We start from the raw sequence: 18,356 nt of genomic DNA, 5'->3' as shown, positions 1-18,356 counted from the left end.
GGGTCGACGGAAAGGCGGCGGGCACCACTATGGGTAGGCACAGCATGCCCGACCCTGAGGATTCCGTCGACGAGTCAGCCGACGAGTACGTGGCCGACGACGCCGACACCGACGACGACGCCGACGCCGACACGGGTCAGCACCACCGCGCCGCCGGCCAGCCGGAGGCCGCCGAATCGTGGGCCGACTACGGCCGCTACACGGACGAGGGCTTCCCAACCGGGGGCGACCTCTACGCGGACGAGGAGCCCTACCCCGCCGACGAGACGTTCGCGACCGGCACCGCCGACGGGTATCCCGAATTCGCGGCGAGCGCCGCGCCGCCCGCCGCGCCGCCGTCCAGCTTCGGTGGCGGGCACCGCGGGCTGGGCGAGCGGCTCGGTGGCCACCGCAGCGACGGCGGGCGCCGCGGCGTCAGCATCGGGGTGATCGTCGCGCTCGTCGCCGTCGTCGTCGTGGTGGGCGGCGTGATCCTGTGGACGTTCTTCGGTGACGCGTTGTCGCACCGCTCGCACACGGCCGCCGCGCGCTGCGTCGGAGGCAAGGAGACGGTCGCCGTCATCGCCGACCCGTCGATCGCCGATCCCGTGCAGCAGCTCGCCGAGAGCTACAACTCCACGACCGGCCCGGTCGGCGATCACTGCATGGTGGTGAGCGTCAAACCGGCGGGCTCCGACGCCGTCCTCAACGGTTTCGCCGGCAAGTGGCCGGCCGACCTGGGCGGCCAGCCGGCGCTGTGGATCCCGGGCAGCTCGATCTCCGCCGCGCGGCTGGCCGCGTCGGGCCAGAAGATCACCGAAAGCCATTCCCTGGTCAGCTCGCCGGTCATGCTCGGCGTGCGGCCGGAACTCGCGCAGGCCCTCGGCAATCAGGGCTGGGCGGCGCTGCCCGGCCTGCAAACCAACCCGAACTCGCTGGCCGGGCTGAACCTGCCGGCGTGGGGGTCGCTGCGGCTGGCGCTGCCGATGACCGGTAACGCCGACGCGTCGTTGCTGGCCGGCGAGGCCGTGGCGGCGGGCGCGGCCCCCACGGGTGCGCCGCCGGCGCAGGGCACCGGCGCCGTGCGCACGCTGCTGGGAGCACAGCCCAAGCTCGCGGACAACTCCCTGACCGAGGCGTTGAACGCGCTGCTCAAGCCGGGCGATCCGGCGACCGCGCCCGTGCACGCGGTGGTCACCACCGAGCAGCAGCTGTACCAGCGCGGCCAGTCGCTGACCGACGCCAAGAGCACGCTGACGTCCTGGCTGCCGCCCGGCGCGGTCCCCGTTGCCGACTATCCCGCCGTGCTGCTCAACGGCTCCTGGGTGAACCAGGAGCAGGCCTCCGCGGCCAACGGGTTCGCCCGCTTCATGCAGAAGCCCGAGCAACTCGCGAAGCTGGCCAAGGCCGGCTTCCGGGTCAACGGCGTCAAGCCGCCGAGCAGCCCGGTCACCAGCTTCGCGGCGCTGCCCTCCACCCTGTCGGTGGGTGACGACGCGATGCGCGCCACGCTGGCCGAAGCGATGGCCGCCCCGTCCAGCGGGCTCGCCGCGACCATCATGCTCGACCAGTCGATGCCCGCCGAGGAAGGCGGGAAGTCGCGGCTGGCCAACGTGATCGGCGCGCTGCAGGAAAAGATCAAGTCGTTGCCGGCCTCCGCCGTCATGGGGTTGTGGACGTTCGACGGCCACGAGGGACGCTCGGAGGTGGCGAGCGGACCGCTGGGCGACCCGGTCAGTCCCGCCGGCGGCCAGCCGCGCTCGGCGGCGCTGGCGGCCGCGCTGGACAAGCAGTATTCGTCGGCCGGCGGCGCGGTGTCCTTCACCACCCTGCGCCTGCTGTACCAAGAGGCCCAGGCTAAATTTGTTGCGGGGCAACCGAATTCGATATTGGTGATCACGTCGGGACCGCACACCGACCAAAGCTTGGACGGGCCCGGGCTGCAGGACTTCATCCGCAAGAGCGCCGACCCGGCCAAGCCCATCGCGGTCAATGTCATCGACTTCGGCGCCGACCCCGACCGGGCCACCTGGGAGGCCGTCGCCCAGCTGAGCGGCGGCGCCTACCAGAACCTCGCGACGTCGGCGTCCCCCGATCTCGCCACCGCCCTCGGCACGTTCTTGGGCTGACGGCCGGCTCGGTCGTCGCGAGCGTAACGCCAGGGCGAAGAACAGGGCCGATTTTTCGCCGTAGGGTTACGCCCGCGGGCCGAGTCTTGTCACCCTTGCGACATACGATCGTGGCGTTGCCCGAAGGGAGCGTCATGAACATCGATTTCACCCCGGATCCCGGCCTGTACCCGTTCGAGTCGCGCTGGTTCGACAGCTCGCGCGGGCGGATGCACTACGTCGACGAGGGTGACGGGCCGCCCATCCTGCTCTGCCACGGCAACCCGACGTGGAGCTTTCTGTACCGGGACGTCATCGTCGCGCTGCGCGACCGATTCCGTTGCATCGCACCCGATTACCTCGGCTTCGGGCTGTCGGAGCGACCCGCCGGATTTGGATACAAGATCGACGAGCACGCCCAGGTGGTCGGCGAGTTCGTCGATCACCTCGGCCTGGACGGCTACCTGACGATGGGACAGGACTGGGGCGGGCCCGTCAGCATGGCCGTCGCCGTCGAGCGCGCCGCCCGGGTCCGCGGCGTCGTGCTGGGCAACACCTGGTTCTGGAAGACGGACGAGTTGACGACGAAGATCTTCAGCCGCGTGATTGGCAGCCCGCCGATGCAATGGGCGATCCTGCAGCGCAATTTCTTTGTGGAGCGCCTGATCCCGGCGGGCACCCAGCACCGGCCGAGCGAGGAGGTGATGGAACACTACCGGGCCGTGCAGCCCAGCGCCGAGGCGCGAAAGGGCGTGGCCGAGATGCCCAAACAGATCCTGGCGGCCGAACCCCTGCTGTCGCGCCTCGGACGGGAGGTGCCCGCCAAGCTGGGTGCCAAGCCCGCGCTGTTCGTCTGGGGGATGAAGGACTTCGCGTTTCGGCCCGGCCCGACGCTGCCGCGGATGCGCGCGAGCTTCCCCGATCACGTTGTGGTCGAGCTGCCCGACGCCAAGCACTTCATCCAGGAGGACGCGCCCGAGGAGATCGCGGCGGCAATAATCGAGCGCTTCGGTTCGCCGCGAGCCTAACCGCACTGCTAAAAACCCAGCCGGATTTCGCAGTGCGGTTCGGCTCGGGCGGTTGGCGCGGCCGGAGCGTCCCATCTAGGCGAACGCCTCCACCGGCGGGCACGAGCAGACCAGGTTGCGGTCGCCGTAGGCGCCGTCGATGCGGCGCACCGGCGGCCACACCTTGGGCCGGAAGCCCTTGCCCAGCGGGTAGGCCGCCTCTTCCCGGGTGTACGGGTGCTTCCAGTCGGACACGAGCAGGCACTCGGCGGTGTGCGGAGCCCCCCGCAGCGGGTTATCGTCGGCGGGCCAATCCCCCGCGCCGACGCGCTCGATCTCGCCGCGGATGGCGATCATGGCCTCGCAGAAGTCGTCGACCTCGGTCAGGCTCTCGCTTTCGGTCGGCTCCACCATCAGCGTGCCGGCGACCGGGAAGCTCATGGTCGGCGCGTGAAAGCCGTAGTCCGCCAACCGCTTTGCGACGTCGTCGACGGTCACCCCGGTCGCCTTGGTGATGCCGCGCAGGTCCAGGATGCACTCGTGGGCGACCATGCCGTTCTCGCCGGCGTACAGCACCGGGAAGTACTCGTCGAGGCGCCGCGCGATGTAGTTGGCCGAGGCGATCGCGGTCAGTGACGCCGCCCGCAGCCCCTCGGCGCCCATCATGCGGATGTAGGCCCAGCTGATCGGCAGGATGGACGCCGACCCGTAGGGCGCCGACGAGACCGGGTGACCGCCGGGCAGCTCAGGCGCGTACAGGTGGCCGGGCAGGAACGGGGCCAGGTGCGAGCGCACGGCCACCGGCCCGACGCCCGGCCCGCCGCCGCCGTGCGGGATGCAGAACGTCTTGTGCAGGTTCAGGTGGCTGACGTCGCCGCCGAACCTGCCCGGGCGGGCCAGCCCGACCAGCGCGTTGAGGTTGGCGCCGTCGATGTAGACCTGCCCGCCCGCGTCGTGCACGGCCGCGCAGATCTCGGCGATGTCGTGCTCGTACACGCCGTGGGTGGACGGGTAGGTGATCATCAACGCCGCCAGGCGGTCCGCGTGCTCGGCGACCTTGGCCCGCAGATCGTCGAGGTCGACGTCGCCGTTGTCGCGGCAGGCCACCACGGCCACCCGCAGCCCGGCCAGCGCGGCCGACGCGGCGTTGGTGCCGTGCGCGCTGGACGGGATGAGGCAGATGTCGCGGTGCGGTTCGCCGCGGCTGGCGTGGTAGTCGTGGATGGCCAGCAGGCCGGCGTACTCGCCCTGCGAGCCGGCGTTGGGCTGCAGCGAGACGGCGTCGTAGCCGGTGATCTGCACCAGCCAGGTCTCCAGGTCCGCGATGAGGCGGCGCACCCCCTCGGTGTCGGATGCCGGCGCGAACGGGTGCAGGCGCGCGAATTCCGGCCAGGTGATCGATTCCATCTCGGCCGCGGCGTTGAGCTTCATCGTGCACGAGCCGAGCGGAATCATGCTGCGGTCCAAGGCGATATCCTTGTCCGCCAGCGTGCGCAGGTAACGCATCATCGCGGTTTCGGTGTGGTACTGGGTGAACGCGGGATGCGTCAGGAATTCCGAGGTGCGGGTCGCGATGTCCACCCCGGCCGGCGCGGCGGCCGTCACTCCGAAGGCGTCGATGACCGCGGCGACGTCCGCGTCCGTGGTGGCCTCGTCGCAGGCCACCGAGACGTGGTCGTCGTCCACCCGCCACAGGTTGATGCCCTTGGCCTTGGCCGCCGCCAGCACCTCGTCGGCGCGGCCCGGCACCCGGGCCAGCACGGTGTCGAAGTACTTGTCGTGCACCAGCGCGTCACCGAGTGCCGCGGCGATGGCCTCGGCGTGGCCGTGCACGCGGCGGGCGATTCCGATCAGCCCGTCGGCGCCGTGGTAGCTGGCGTACATCGCGGCCATCACCGCCAGCAGCACCTGCGCGGTGCAGATGTTGCTGGTCGCCTTGTCGCGACGGATGTGCTGCTCGCGGGTCTGCAGCGCCAGCCGGTAGGCCGGCGAACCGTCGGCGTCCAGCGACACCCCGACCAGCCGCCCCGGCAGCTGGCGGGCGTGCTTGGCGTGCACGGCCAGGTAGCCGGCGTGCGGACCGCCGAATCCCATTGGGACACCGAATCTTTGGGTGGTGCCGAACGCGACGTCGGCACCGATCTCCCCCGGCGGGGTGATCAGCGTGAGGGCCAGCAGGTCGGCGCCGATGGCGACAAGCGCGCCCCGTTCGTGCGCCCGCGTGATCAGGGCCGCCCAGTCGGTGATCCGGCCACTGGCGCCGGGCAGCTGGGTGATCACGCCGAAGAAGTCACCGTCGGGCAGGCCGTCGCGCAGGTCGGCGGTAACGATCTCGATGCCCAGCGGCCGGGCCCGCGTGGCCAGCACGGCCGCGGTCTGGGCGAACACGTCGACGTCCACGACGAGCCGGTTCGTCGCGCCGCGGGCGGCGCGGTGCAACAGGGCCATGGCCTCGGCGGCGGCGGTGCCCTCGTCGAGCATCGACGCGTTGGCGACCTCGAGGCCGGTGAGGTCGGCCACCATCGTCTGGAAGTTCAGCAGCGCCTCCAGCCGGCCCTGGCTGATCTCCGGCTGATAGGGCGTGTAGGCGGTGTACCAGGCCGGGTTCTCCATGATGTTGCGCAGCAACACCGGCGGCGTGAGCGTGTCGTAGTAGCCCTGGCCGATCATCGACACGGCCACGGTGTTGGCGTCGGCCAGGGCGCGCAGCTCGGCCAGCGTTTCGGCCTCGGTGGCGGGGGGCGGCAACTTTTCCAGCCCCGGCGCGGCGGCCCCGTCGGGGCGGGTGTCGAGGATGCCGCTCGGAACCGCCTTCGAGGCCAGCTCGTCTAACGAGTCGACGCCGACTACGTCGAGCATGGCCGCGACGGCCTGGCTGTCCGGGCCGATGTGCCGCGCTGCGAAGGGTGACTGGTCGGGCACGGGCGAAACTCCTGAGGTCGAGGGACTAGCGGCCCTCTCCCTCTGTCTTCACCCGTTGGCCGGGCGCCTGAGAGATTCGGCGCCGGGCCGCGGCCTGGCGCCTTTCCCCATCGGCGGGTGTGGACCGCTACCGGTCCGCACCGCTTTCCAGAGGCATCGTTAACTCGTGCGGTCCGGGTGCCTGAGAGGTTGACGGAGAGGTATTGCTCCTTCGGCGTCCGTGACTGGAGGCCACGAAACTCTCCCGCTCGAGTGCGATGCGTGGACCAGTTTACTCGGCGCCCCCCCTCCACGGCGAGCGTGCGTGTTTGCGCGGCGACGCCGTCAAGCGTGTACAACGGTGCACGCTCGTGCCGGAGAGGGAAGGGCGCCGTCAGCCGATCTTGCGGTCGCGGTGCTTGCGCCGGGACGCCAGCTCGTCCTCCGGCGCCGCGATCGACTCGCCGCCGTCGGCGCGCTCGCCGTGGAAGTCCGCGATGACGCCGGTCAGCTCGCGCATGGCCCCGGACACCGCGATGCCGAACACGCCCTGTCCGCCCTGCAACAGGTCGACGACCTCTTCGGCCGACGTGCACTCGTAAACGGTGGTGCCGTCGGAGAACAGGGTGATGTTGGCCAGGTCCTGGACGCCCCGCTGGCGCAGATGGTCGACGGCGACGCGGATGTTGTGCAGCGAGATGCCGGTGTCCAGCAGTCGCTTGACGATCTTGAGGACCAGGATGTCCTTGAACGAGTAGAGCCGCTGGCTGCCGGAGCCCGCCGCGCTGCGGATCGACGGAACCACCAGCGACGTGCGCGCCCAGTAGTCCAGCTGGCGGTAGGTGATGCCGGCGATCTGGCACGCGCTCGGCCCCCGGTAACCCACCAGCTCGTCGGGCACGGAATCGTCCGGGAACAGCCCGGGCTGCACGGGTGCGCTAGGCGCGGAGGCGGGCTGGTCGCTGCTCGCGGCGTTCGCCTGGTCAGCTAGGTCCAGCTGCTCTTGACGTGGCTGCTCGCTCACGGTGGTTCCTCTCGCCGATCGCGCTGTCATCGTTAGCTGCGTCTCTGGCTGCGCCGCAGCCACGTTTGCTCAGGCCCGAGTGCTAGTGAGCTTACGCTTTTCGATAGCCGCCGCGCCTTAAGTCGTGATCAAAGTATGGCGGCCGTAGGCCCAACTGGCAGCACTATCGGCCAGCGTGTCGAGATCGCGGTGCCAGATGAGATGGATCCGTGATGTCGGCGCCCAGCCTAGCCGCACGCCGACCATACGCAGAATCGCACGCGAAACGTGCGAGTTTGCGTCGCGGGAAGCCCCGGCTAGGTGGCCTTGAAATCGTCGGGCGACACGCTGTCGAGGAACTCCTTGAACTTCTCGACCTCGTCCTCGCGGACGGCGGTGTTGGCCTCTTCGTCGCTCTCGTCCGGGATGAGCAGACCCGCCTGGGCGAGCACGGCCTCCTCGACATAGATAGGAACGCCGACCCGCAGGGCTATCGCCACCGAGTCCGACGGGCGCGCCGAGACCGTGATGTTGCGGTCGAAGACCAGGTCGGCGTAGAACGTGCCCTCCTGCAGATCGACGATCCGCACCTCTTTCAGCGAATGCCCAAGCGCCGCAATGAGATCCCTGATCAGGTCGTGCGTCAGCGGCCGGGGCGGTTCGACCCCCTGCTGCTCCAGTGCGATGGCCGCTGCTTCGGACTGACCGATCCAGATCGGCAGGTATCGGTCACCGTTGGCCTCGCGCAGCAACAGCACCGGCTGGTTCTGCGGCTGCTCGACGCGAATGCCGACAACACGAACTTCGCCCATCTGTGTCTGCCCTCCGCAACTCGTCAGCCCGCCGAACACCAAGCTGTCCAACGAAGTCTAATCCTCAGCGATGCAGAACGTCGCGAACGGCAGACTTGATCAGCGAGGTGTGCAACGTGATCGCGAGCGCGGCCACCTCACGCGCGAGGTCGTCGGCGCGGTCGCGGGCCCCGGCCTTTCCGGCCTTGACGAGTGGCCCCGCGATCTGGGCGATTAGATCGGACTGCCGGTCGGCCGCGGAACGGAAGGCGCGCAGATGCCGCGGCTCGACGCCGTACTCGGCCAGCGCCCGCGCGCACTGCAGGATGACCACCGCGTGCTCGTCGAAGAACCGGCCCGGCCCGGTGGTGATCACGCCCGCCCGGAGCAAGGCCGTCAGCAGTTCGTCGTCCACCCCGGAACGTTCCAGGAGGTCCTCCCGGCTCAGCCGAACCCGTGGCGGGGCCACCGCCGCCGCGTCCGGGCTGGCGCCCGGGGCGGCCTCGGCCACGGCGTCGGATTCCCCGCCGTTGGGAACCGACACCAATCGCGGTACCCCGTAAGGCGATCCGATCTGGGGCAGTTCGCCGTCGGGCAGGGCGTCCAGCTGCGCCCGGATCACCTTCAGCGGTAGGTAGTGGTCGCGCTGCGCGGTGAGGATGAATCGCAGCCGTGCGCAGTCGTAAGCGGTGAACCTGCGATATCCCGACGCGGCGCGCTGCGGCGTCACCAGTCCCTCGGCTTCCAAGAATCGAATCTTGGAGATCGTGACATCGGGGAAATCCGGCCTCAACAGGTCGAGGACCGCCCCAATCGACATCCCGGCCAGTGCCGGGCTATCGGGTGCGCTCACTACCCTCCTTTACTACCCTCCGGAATCACCGTCGTCGCCCTGCTTGGGTCCGGTCAAGAACACCAACCGGAACTTGCCGATCTGCACTTCGTCGCCGTTCGCCAGCACCGCCGAATCGACCGGCTCGCGGTTGACGTACGTGCCATTCAGGCTACCGACATCGACGACGTGAAATTCGTTGTTCTCCAACCTGAATTCGGCGTGGCGACGGCTGACGGTGACGTCGTCGAGGAAGATGTCGCTGTCGGGATGCCGACCGGCCGACGTGATGGCCTGGTCGAGCAGGAATCGCGACCCGGCGTTCGGTCCGCGTTTGACGACCAGCAACGCCGAGCCGGCCGGGAGTCCCTCGACCCCCGATACCGCGCTCTCGGTCCCCGCCTGGGCGGGGGCGTCGAGTTCGTTGAGGAAGTCGGCGCGAAAGACCGAAGTCGTCTCCACCGTGACTTCCTCAGAGGTCTGGTCTTTCCCCATGTCCGAGTCCATGTCCGTCACGCGCTGCTCCTCACTGGCCGCTGTGGCGTTGTCCGAACCGGGCCGCTCGCCCGGCTCCCCTCTAGGTTTCTCGAGGCTTCCTGAGTTTTTCTAGCCCCGCACTGCTGATTACTTGACCGTCTCGTGTCTATCAAGTGTCGATCTGTTGACCGTACCGCGCACCGGTCCGCGATGTGCCCCCCACCGGACGATCGAAAACCCGACCGACGTGAACCGGATGCGCCACTCGCATCACCGCGCGGGGCTGGCAGGCACATTAGCAATCGTCATTCGGTCAACGTCCCGCGGTACGCCTCGGGGTCGAGCAGCGCCGAGATCGCGGACTCGAGTTCGGCGGCGTCCGAGACCTGGACATCCACCAGCCAGCCCGACCCGTACGGGTCGGAGTTGACCAGCTGCGGGCTGCCGTCGAGGTCGCCGTTGACCGCCAGGACCGTGCCCGAGACCGGCGCGAAAAGGTCGGACACCGACTTCGTCGATTCCACCTCGCCGAAGGATTCGCCCGCGGTCACCTGGCTGCCGACGTCGGGCAGCTGGACGAAGACGACATCGCCGAGCGCCGACTGCGCGAAGTCGGTGATGCCGACCCGCACGGTGTCCTCACCGCTGCGTCGAACCCACTCATGTTCGGCGGTGTAGTGCAGATCGGGCGGGATATCGCTCACGGGTGATCCTGTTCTGGTCGCGGCCAAGAAGGCACGTTCACTTGACGGGCTGAGCGTATTGGTGCGGTTTTGGTTGTCGCAAGGTGGTCACGTCCACCCGGTCGGCCTGCTGCACCGACATCCGCGCGCCGACGCGCTTGATGCTGTCTTCGGCGCCGCCGGGGATGTTCATCGCCGCGGCCAGCGTTGGCGGATCGCCTATCGCCAGAATCGAATACGGCGACGACAGGTTCTTGGAGTCGACGGTCAACGACCCGGGCGTACCCACTATCCAGGTATCCACACCTACCCGCACCGACTGCTGCGCATCGTTGATCTCGATCGCCTCGGCGCCGGCGGCGCGCAGCTCGTTGAGCACGTCGAGCATCGCCTCGGGTGAGACCCCGGGCCCCGGGTCATCGATGGTGATGGTGACGCCCGGGCCGGTGGCGCCCACGGCGCCGACCAAGATGGACAGCGCGGCGAGACGGGCCTGGGCGCTCTGGATGGCGGCCTGGTCGCTGTTGCCGGAGGCCTGCAACGAGTTCAGCGTGTTCTGCAGCTCGCCGACTTCGGTGTTCAGCGTGGCCTCGCGCTGCCGCAGCGAGTCCAGCAGCACCAAGAGGTCGGCGGGGCGGGCGGTGTCCAGCGAGTCGCCCGACTTGGTCTGGCGGACCTGGGTGACGATGGCGATCCCCAGGACCAGGCACAGCACCACCGCCAGCGCGCCGAAGGCCAGCCGCGACCGACCCGCCCGCAGCATCGCGGACAACCCCGTTCGGTGCACCGGCCCGATCTCGGGACGCGGGCGGTGCGCCGGCAGCTCGTGACGGCCGCGATGCGCGGCCTCGCTCGCGGTGGGCTCGGCCGGCGCGTCGCGACCTTCCCCGTCTTGCGGGGCGGCGCGATCGGGTGGGTCCTGGCTCACGGCGACCTCATCCCGTCACGCCCCGAACAGCCGGCGCCGAAGCGCGGCGGCGTTGCCGAAGATGCGGATACCCAGCACGACGATGATCGCCGTCGACAGCTGCGTGCCGACGCCCAGCTGGTCGCCGACGTAGACGATGAGCGCGGCCACAAAGACGTTGAACACGAACGAAATCACGAAGACCTTGGGGTCGAAGATGCGTTCGAGGTAGGCGCGCAGCCCACCGAACACCGCGTCCAGCGCGGCCACCACCGCGATCGGCAAATAGGGCTGGACGACCTCCGGGACGGCGGGGTGGAAGACCAATCCCAGCACGATGCCGACCGCGAGCGCCGCGATGCCGATCATCCGCGGCGTCCCCTCTGTCTTCCGAACAGCTCTCTCACTAGGGCCCAATCTGTTTGGCGAACTTGACATCCCGGATCGGTCCGGCCGGCAGCGACAGGCCGTCGGCGACGTCCACGGTGACGACGACGCCGTAGGAGGCCTCCAGCAGCCTAAGGCGCTGCAGGCCGGGGCTGCCGTCGAAGACGTCCCGCATCGAATGCGGCGGCCCGACCGCCAGGATCTTGTAGGGGCTGCTGGTGGGGTTGTTGTCGACGAGGATCGCGCCGCCGGCCTGCCGGATGGTGACGTTCGGTCCGATCCGGACCCCGCCGACGGAGATGGCTTCCGCGCCGCTGGCCCACAACGAGTTGACGACCAGCTGCAGGTCGCGGTCCAGGATGATCTGCCTGCTGCCGTTGATGCGCTGCTTGGACACGTCCGAAAGGTTCGGGCCGGCACCGGGATCGGTCACGGTCACCGTGAGGCCGGGACCGATGACCGGCTTGCTGGCCGCGGCGAGCCCGAGGGCGTCGAGACTGGCCAGCAGCCGCTGCCCCTGGGCGTTTTCGGCGAGCGCGTGTCGCTGCACGTCGTCGAGCCGGGTCGACAGCGCGCTGCGCTCCTGGCCCAGCTTGGCCGCGGCGGCTTCCGACGAACGCACGCTTTCCAACAGCAGCTGCTGCGCGGTCCGCACGCCGGGCGCCACCGAGCGCGCCTGCGCGACGGCGGCGGCGAACACCGTGGCGATCAGCAGCGCGGCCAGGGCCTGCCAAAGCCAGCCGAATGCGCGTTCGCGCCCCCGCGGTTCCGAGCCGTCACGCTTGGCCGCGGCGGCGGCGTAGCCGGGATCCAGGTGCTCCGAGAGCAGGGCACGCAGCAGCGAGGGCACCGGGATCAGCTGCGGCCGCGCCGCGGCGTGGGCGCTGCGGCCCGCGTTGGGGTCGTAGCCGCCGAGCAGGCGGTCCGCGTCAGTCATGACTGCCCGCAGGTTGTTTCAGCTTGGGCATCCGGCGCACGACCAACGTCATCTGCACCGCGTACAGCACGAACGCCCACAGGTACATGTACAAGCCCCAGCCCAGGAAGCCCCAGCCGAAGGCCCGCACCACGCGGCTCCACTCCGCGCCGCCCGTGCCCAGCAGCACCAACGGAAAGCCGGCCATCAACGCGAAGGTGGCGCCCTTGCCGACGTAGGTCACCGGCAGCGCCGACAGCCCGCGACTGCGAAGCACCGGCAGCGTCGCGGCCAGCAGCCCGTCGCGCGCCAGCAGCGTGATGACGAACCACCACGGCACGATCCCGCCGATCGCCAAGATGATCGGGACCGTCACCATGTAGAGCCGATCCACCGCCGGGTCCAGCAGGACGCCGAGCCGCGAGGACTGGTTGAGCGTGCGGGCGATCTTGCCGTCGGCCCAGTCGGAGGCCCCGCTGAACATCAGGATCGCCACCGCCCAGCCGTTGGCGTGGGCGAACAGCAGCACGTAGACGAACACCGGGATGAGCAACAGCCGGACGGCGCTCAGCGCGTTGGGCACCGTCAACACCCGATCGGGCGGAAGCACGGGCTCCATGAGCCGTGACATTAGTCGAACGCCGGGCCCGAAGCCGACCGCGGCGGCGGGGCCACCGACGCGAGGCCGCCCACCGCCAGATCATTTCATTCCCAGATCAAGACGTTGGGAAGCGAGGGCTCGATTCGCCGCAACACCGTGTAGCCGACGCCCGCGCTGCCCCGGAAAAGGCCGAGATTGAAGCGGCTGGTGGTGCCGCCGGTCCACCGGTAGTCGCCGGTCGATCGGGCGGTTTCGATCACTGACAGCAGCCGCCGCGAGGCCAGCTCGCGAAGGTCGTCGCGCCCGAGGACGCCGCCGGCCTCGTACAGGAACTCGATGCTGCCGAGCGCGCCGCAGCACAGCGCGTCGGTCGCGCCCGGCCATTCGTGCTCGGTAGCCGCGACGGCGTTCTCGACGTCGGTGCGCAGGACTCCGCTCGACGTTACCGGGCGTCGGGTCATGGCGGCCCGCGCCAGCCCGATGCCCTGCGCGCCATAACACCACTTGGTTCGCCCGCCCCGCAGGTCGGGCCAATCGCGGCGGTCGGCGTCGAAGGAGGCGTTCTCGAAGGTGATGCATTCGGTTGCGGCGCTTGCGAACTCGTCACGTCCGGTGGCCGAGGCCAGGGATGCCATAGCGTACGCGTAGCCCGCCGCGCCGTGCGACATGCCGTTGAGGGGTACGTCGGAACCGGGCGGCGCCCAGCTCCGCCCACCCGGCGGCCCGGCGCGCCGCTGGGCAAGCAGGTGCCTGCCGCAGTTGGTCGCGCGCTCGAGCGCGTCGCCGGATCCGGTTTGGCGATACAGCCGAAGCAGACCGAGGATGGCGCCGGCACTGCCGCCCAGGACGTCGAGCCGGCGATCTGCCGATATGAGTTCCGGGGTGATCAACGCCGCCGCGGCGTGAGCATCGAGGAGCGCATCGTCGTCGTCGAGCAGCGCCGAGATGACCGCGAGGCCGTACACGATCGATCCGAGGCCAACGCCACCGCCGATACCGACCTGGCGGGCGACGCGCTCCGGGCTGGGCCCTCGCAAGAATCCCCGAAGCCGGGACAGCGCGGCGCCGGCAAGGGCCCTCGACGAGGTGGAGCTTGTGACGGCGGCATGCGCGGCAAGAAACACCGCGATGCCACCCGCGCCTTTGTAAAGGTCTGGACCGAGCACGACGAGCTGCGACAACTCGGACTCGCCCAGCCAGTCGAGGCCGATCCAGGCCGCGCCCGGCCCCTTGCGCACGGCGTGCTTCGACAGCGTTCGGGCAACCGCGTCGGCTTCGGCGGCGAAGACATCGGGGGCCGACAGCCCGCTCGCGGGGGCAAGCTGGGCGGTGCCCGGCTTTGCGGCAGCTCGCTCGAGCGTGGCGATGCTCTGCCGGATGAGTTCCGTCTGCCATGCGATTTCCTCGTCGTCGAGGCTGCGCACGCGGGCGCGCGCTCGATCCAGGCCCGGCGTCGTTCCCTGCGGAATCGAGGTGCCCTGCGCGTCTCGGATGCTGTGACCGTCGCCGGCCATCACGAAGTGCGGAACATTCAGGTTCACGACAGCCGCGCGCTCGGCGCGCAGCAACGGCCACGCGGGGTCAACGTCGTGCTCCCAGTCCGCCAGTTGCGCCGGGAAGTCCGCCTGCGCAGACCACCCGACACCGTCGTCCATGGCACGGTGATCCTGCAGATGCTGCAGCAGCATGCCGTAGAACCTCGTCGGCCGTACGACCCTCCGGATCGGCAGGCCGGCAAAGCCCTCGAACAGCTCGTCCGGGCGCTGCCGCGAAAGGAACCGCGCGTAGTCGCGGAATCCCGAGGTGAAGTCGTCGCCGTAACCGCCCAGCCGGGAATGAGACCCGTTGATATGGGGCAGATTTGGGATGGTCGAATCGGTCCGGACAACTTTCGCGGGGCGCATCGCATCGGAGTTGACGTCGTTCCACGTTAGGCTGGTTTGGGGCGCGGAATTCGAGATCACCGCGCCCATCGAGAAGGTTTCATTGGAATCCCAGCTGTACGTGGGAAGGACGCCGACCATCACCACCGAATTCATGACCTTGGCCATCGCCGCACCGAATGCGTCCTGATCCCCCTCGGCATCGGTGTCGCCCCACGGCTCGGCCGGCTGCAGGATCATCTCCAGATCGATCGGTACCGGGTGTTCTCCGCAGGCGATGATGTTCTCTTGATGCATGTCGACGCTGACGAAGCAGTGGAAGAGCGCCAGCCAGGCGCCAGCCCGCCGGAAGTATCGCTGAAAGCCATGTCTATCAACGCAACTCGCGTGATCGATGAATTCCGTCCAGCCGTAACCTCGCCGCGCCAGAACGCCCACGGCCCGCAGCTCGACGGGGGCACGGCAGTTCAGTCTTTCGATCAGCGCATGCCACGCCGCATCGACATGCAAATCCTTGGGCTTGTACACGACCCGTGAGCCGTCCCGGAAGCCGATGACCGTTACGGTACGGCCGAAGTTGTGCCGGTCCGAGAGGTCGCCCTCGATGCTGGTTACCTGGCACGGCGGGGCCGACTCGAGCAAGTCGCGCCGGATCGCCGGCAGGTCAGCGTCCAGCCGCGCGACCAGTTCCTGTGCCGCGTCGATCCACTGCCGGGTGAGCGAGGCCATCAGCCGCAACAGGACCGGTTTCTCGTCGAACAGCCGACGCCATCCGCCCGCCATCATGCCGCGGACGAAGCGGTCATAGCAGCCGCTCGGCCCGCCGTCGTCGCGGGCCTTCCCGAAACGCTCGTACAGCGCGGTTGCCGCAAGGTCCGACAGCCGTGCTGTCAGTGAGCGGCGCAGGTCTGCGCGCGCGCCGTCGTCCAGCGCGCTTCGGACGCCGTCGCCCACACCCGACCACAGGATGCGGTCCGCCTCCCGGATGACCGGTTCCAGCAGTTCCGCGAAGGCGCATGGCTCGGTGCCGGGAAGCGCGGTGTGCCACGCGGTTTCGCGGGAGTCCTGCAACGCCTCGGCGATCCAGCCCGCGTCCTCGACCCAGCGCGGTGCGGGCAGGCGCGGATTGCGGCGAACTGTCGCGAATTTTGCCAGCACGTCCTGGATCGAAAGCCCGTCGCGCTGCAGCCGCCTGGCGAACAGTGACACGTCGCCACCGGCGGACGATCGGCACCATGCGGCGAGACGACGCGTGGCCAAGTCGGTGTCGCCCTGCTGAACAGGCAATTGCTCAAACGCGTCGGAGAGCAGTTCGTCGACGGTGGCGGCCCGAATCAGCAGGCGCTCATCGAAAACCATCGACAGCCGCCATCCCGCTGAGCTTGGGTATTCGGCGCAGCACCAGCGTTATTCTGCACCACGCAGAACGCGAACGCCCAGCCGTGACCTCAACGCAACAAGGTCACGGCCCGCAGTCGGGACCGATTGTCAGCGGAACACCCCGGGCAGGCTCAGGGTCGACAGGGTGTCGTCCGACAGCGGGTTGTCGTTGACCATGTAGGTCCACGTCGACGTCGGCCGCGCCAGCTTGGACAGGTCCAGCCCCGGCTCCTCTTCGAGCACGTTCGCGGTCTCGAACGTCTGCTGCGCCGCCTCGATGGCGTCGGCGGCCAGCGACGCGAACGCGTCGACCGCCATCCGGTGGAACTCGTCGAGCGGGTTCTGCCGGCCCAGCGCGCGCAGGTGGATGCTTTCGCGGATGTCGGCCAGGTAGGCCAGGTGATCCGCCCAGCCCCGGTCGAGGTGATACAGCATGATGAGCCGGCAGATCTTCTCCAGGCGGTCCTCGGAGATGTCTTCGGACAGTTCCTCGTAGCGGTCGGGTGCCAGCTCGGCGAGTTCCTCGCGCGCGGTCGCGGTGCGCAGCAACGTGTTTCGCCGATCGACGATGATGGCGCGCTGCTGCGCGATCAACTGGTTGTAGCGCCAGGTGTTCGCGTGCACGTCGAGCATCCGGCCCTCGGCGACCCGTTGGGCGTGGTCGAGCATGCCGGCCGCCTTGGGGCTGACGATCCGGCCGTCGTCGTCGGTTTGCATGGGCAGCTTGTTGTGGTCGAGGTTGGCCGCGACGACGTCGTCCTCCCAGCTGGAGAAGAACACCGACGACCCGGGGTCGCCCTGCCGTCCGGCGCGGCCGCGCAGCTGGTTGTCGAGCCGCTGGGTGTGGTGGCGGCCGGTGCCGACCACGTGCAGCCCGCCCAGTTCGGCGACGCGGTCGTGGTCCGCCTCGTCGGACCCGCCGAGGCGGATGTCGGTGCCGCGCCCGGCCATCTGGGTCGACACGGTGACCGTGCCGTACTCGCCGGCCTCGGCGATCACCTTGGCCTCCTCGGCGTCGTTCTTCGCGTTGAGCACCACCGCGGGCACGCCGCGCCGCAGCAGGCGCTCGTGCAGCTCCTCGGACTCGGCCACGTCGCGGGTGCCCACCAGCACCGGCTGCCCAGTCTCGTGCACCTCGGCGATGTGCGCGACGATCGCGTCGTTCTTGGCGGCGGCGGTGATGTAGACGCGGTCGGATTCGTCCTCGCGAATGTTCGGGGTGTTCGGCGGAATCGGTGAGACACCGAGCTTGTAAAACTGGCGCAGCTGCTCGCCGGCGGCCAGCGCGGTGCCGGTCATGCCGCAGACGGTGGCGTAGCGGTTGATGAGCGCCTGCACGGTGATGGTGTCGAGCACCTCGCCCGTCTCGGTGGTCTCGATGCCCTCCTTCGCCTCGACGGCGGCCTGCAGCCCGTCGGGCCAGCGCTGCAGTTGCGCGATGCGGCCGCGCGAGGAGTTGATCAGGTGCACCGCGTCGTCGCGCACGATGTAGTGCACGTCGCGCTGCAGCAGCACGTGCGCGTGCAGCGCCACGTTGACCTCGGTGAGCGTGGTCCCGACGTGCTCCTCGGAGTACAGGTCGATGCCGCCGAGCGCCTTCTCGACCTTGCGCGCGCCGGCGTCGGTCAGGTGCACGTTGCGGCTGTCGGCGTCGGTGTCGTAATCCGTCCCGGCATCAAGCTCGCCGACCAGCTTGATGATCTCCAACCGGGGCGTCTCGCGGTGCGTGGTGCCGGCCAGCACCAGCGGCACCAGCGCCTCGTCGACCAGCACCGAGTCCGCTTCGTCGATCAGCGCCACGTCGGGGTTGGGTGACACCAGGTCGTCGACGTCGGTCGCCAGCTGGTCGCGCAGCACGTCGAAGCCGATCTCGTTGACCGAGGCGTAGGTGACGTCGCACCCGTAGGCGGCGCGGCGGTCCTCGCTCGACGACTCCGCGGTGATCCAGCCGACCGTCAGCCCCAGGGCCTGAAGCAGCGGGCCCATCCATTCCGCGTCGCGGCGCGCCAGGTAGTCGTTGATGGTCACCACGTGCACGTGCCGCCCGCCGAGGGCGTATCCGGCCGCGGCGATCGCGCCCGCCAGGGTTTTGCCCTCACCGGTGGCCATCTCGATCACATCGCCGGCGAGCATCCGCAACGCCCCCAGCAGCTGCACGTCGAACGGCCGCAATCCCGTCGTCCGCTCGCCCGCCTCCCGGGCGATCGCGAGGAACTGCGGGATGTCGGCGGACTCCGCGAGGTCGTCCAGCTTGAGCAGCCCGGTCGCCTTGCGCAGCTTCTCGTCGCTGAGATCGGCGGCCTCCTTGTCGAATTCCGACGAGGCGTCGACGTCCGCGAGGGAGCGGCTGCGGTTCTTCTCGGTGCTGGCGCCGAGTAGGCGCCAGAAGCGACTACTCAGGCGGCCGGGTTGGGTCCGGGTGGTCTTTGGCACAGGTCAACGGTACGCGAGCCCCAATCACCCGCGAGCGTGCGTGTTTGACCGCGACACGCCGGGCGTAC

The 18,356-nt window shown here is 69.4% G+C and carries 14 protein-coding genes and 2 riboswitches; of the genes, 2 read left to right on the top strand and 12 right to left on the bottom strand.

The features are described from left to right. The first annotated feature begins 29 nt into the window (after positions 1-29). Both AC5Y2S_RS20860 and AC5Y2S_RS20855 read left to right on the top strand, forming a co-directional pair. Complete coding sequence (locus AC5Y2S_RS20860; RefSeq protein ID WP_499958073.1) at positions 30-2,108, top strand: substrate-binding domain-containing protein; 2,079 nt, start codon at positions 30-32, stop codon at positions 2,106-2,108. Between the two features lie 134 nt (positions 2,109-2,242). Continuing rightward, the gene (locus tag AC5Y2S_RS20855; protein WP_499958072.1) at positions 2,243-3,115 is read left to right on the top strand and encodes a haloalkane dehalogenase; all 873 of its coding nucleotides are present in this window, start codon (positions 2,243-2,245) and stop codon (positions 3,113-3,115) included. Between the two features lie 75 nt (positions 3,116-3,190). Here AC5Y2S_RS20855 and gcvP read toward each other — a convergent pair whose 3' ends face one another. The 12 genes from gcvP to secA2 all read right to left on the bottom strand — a co-directional run bounded on the left by gcvP (position 3,191) and on the right by secA2 (position 18,288). After that, positions 3,191-6,016: an aminomethyl-transferring glycine dehydrogenase gene (gene gcvP, locus AC5Y2S_RS20850; protein WP_499958071.1), complete on the bottom strand. Its 2,826-nt coding sequence runs from the start codon at positions 6,014-6,016 to the stop codon at positions 3,191-3,193. A gap of 32 nt (positions 6,017-6,048) precedes the next feature. Next, a riboswitch (glycine riboswitch) is annotated at positions 6,049-6,173 on the bottom strand. Positions 6,174-6,175: 2 nt separating this feature from the next. Continuing rightward, a riboswitch (glycine riboswitch) is annotated at positions 6,176-6,273 on the bottom strand. Positions 6,274-6,389: 116 nt separating this feature from the next. Next, entirely contained in the window at positions 6,390-7,019 is a 630-nt protein-coding gene (locus AC5Y2S_RS20845) for a MerR family transcriptional regulator (protein ID WP_067013021.1), read from the bottom strand. Positions 7,020-7,315: 296 nt separating this feature from the next. After that, positions 7,316-7,810 (bottom strand): bifunctional nuclease family protein, encoded by a 495-nt coding sequence (locus AC5Y2S_RS20840; protein WP_066933175.1) that lies wholly within the window; start codon positions 7,808-7,810, stop codon positions 7,316-7,318. A 64-nt stretch (positions 7,811-7,874) separates the two neighbouring features. Beyond that, on the bottom strand, positions 7,875-8,642 hold the full coding sequence (gene ftsR / locus AC5Y2S_RS20835; protein WP_499958070.1) for a transcriptional regulator FtsR: 768 nt from the start codon (positions 8,640-8,642) through the stop codon (positions 7,875-7,877). A gap of 12 nt (positions 8,643-8,654) precedes the next feature. Then, positions 8,655-9,137 (bottom strand): glycogen accumulation regulator GarA, encoded by a 483-nt coding sequence (gene garA / locus AC5Y2S_RS20830; protein ID WP_499880390.1) that lies wholly within the window; start codon positions 9,135-9,137, stop codon positions 8,655-8,657. A gap of 266 nt (positions 9,138-9,403) precedes the next feature. Beyond that, entirely contained in the window at positions 9,404-9,802 is a 399-nt protein-coding gene (gene gcvH, locus AC5Y2S_RS20825) for a glycine cleavage system protein GcvH (RefSeq protein WP_499905805.1), read from the bottom strand. 37 nt (positions 9,803-9,839) lie between these two features. Further along, positions 9,840-10,604, bottom strand: coding sequence for a DUF881 domain-containing protein (locus AC5Y2S_RS20820; RefSeq protein ID WP_499906369.1), 765 nt, complete (start codon positions 10,602-10,604; stop codon positions 9,840-9,842). Positions 10,605-10,724: 120 nt separating this feature from the next. Next, on the bottom strand, positions 10,725-11,057 hold the full coding sequence (locus AC5Y2S_RS20815; protein ID WP_066933079.1) for a small basic family protein: 333 nt from the start codon (positions 11,055-11,057) through the stop codon (positions 10,725-10,727). Between the two features lie 37 nt (positions 11,058-11,094). Then, a complete protein-coding gene (locus AC5Y2S_RS20810) occupies positions 11,095-12,012 on the bottom strand; it encodes a DUF881 domain-containing protein (protein WP_499958069.1) in 918 nt (305 codons plus the stop codon). After that, positions 12,005-12,610 (bottom strand): CDP-alcohol phosphatidyltransferase family protein, encoded by a 606-nt coding sequence (locus AC5Y2S_RS20805; protein ID WP_499905803.1) that lies wholly within the window; start codon positions 12,608-12,610, stop codon positions 12,005-12,007. The genes AC5Y2S_RS20810 and AC5Y2S_RS20805 overlap by 8 nt, the downstream gene beginning before the upstream one ends. A gap of 86 nt (positions 12,611-12,696) precedes the next feature. After that, complete coding sequence (locus tag AC5Y2S_RS20800; protein WP_499958068.1) at positions 12,697-15,834, bottom strand: type 2 lanthipeptide synthetase LanM family protein; 3,138 nt, start codon at positions 15,832-15,834, stop codon at positions 12,697-12,699. Positions 15,835-15,963: 129 nt separating this feature from the next. Continuing rightward, complete coding sequence (gene secA2, locus AC5Y2S_RS20795) at positions 15,964-18,288, bottom strand: accessory Sec system translocase SecA2 (protein ID WP_499958067.1); 2,325 nt, start codon at positions 18,286-18,288, stop codon at positions 15,964-15,966. Between the last annotated feature and the right edge of the window lie 68 nt (positions 18,289-18,356).

Source organism: Mycobacterium sp. NGS69, from assembly GCF_059812165.1.
This window is presented reverse-complemented; position numbering and strand designations above follow the sequence as displayed.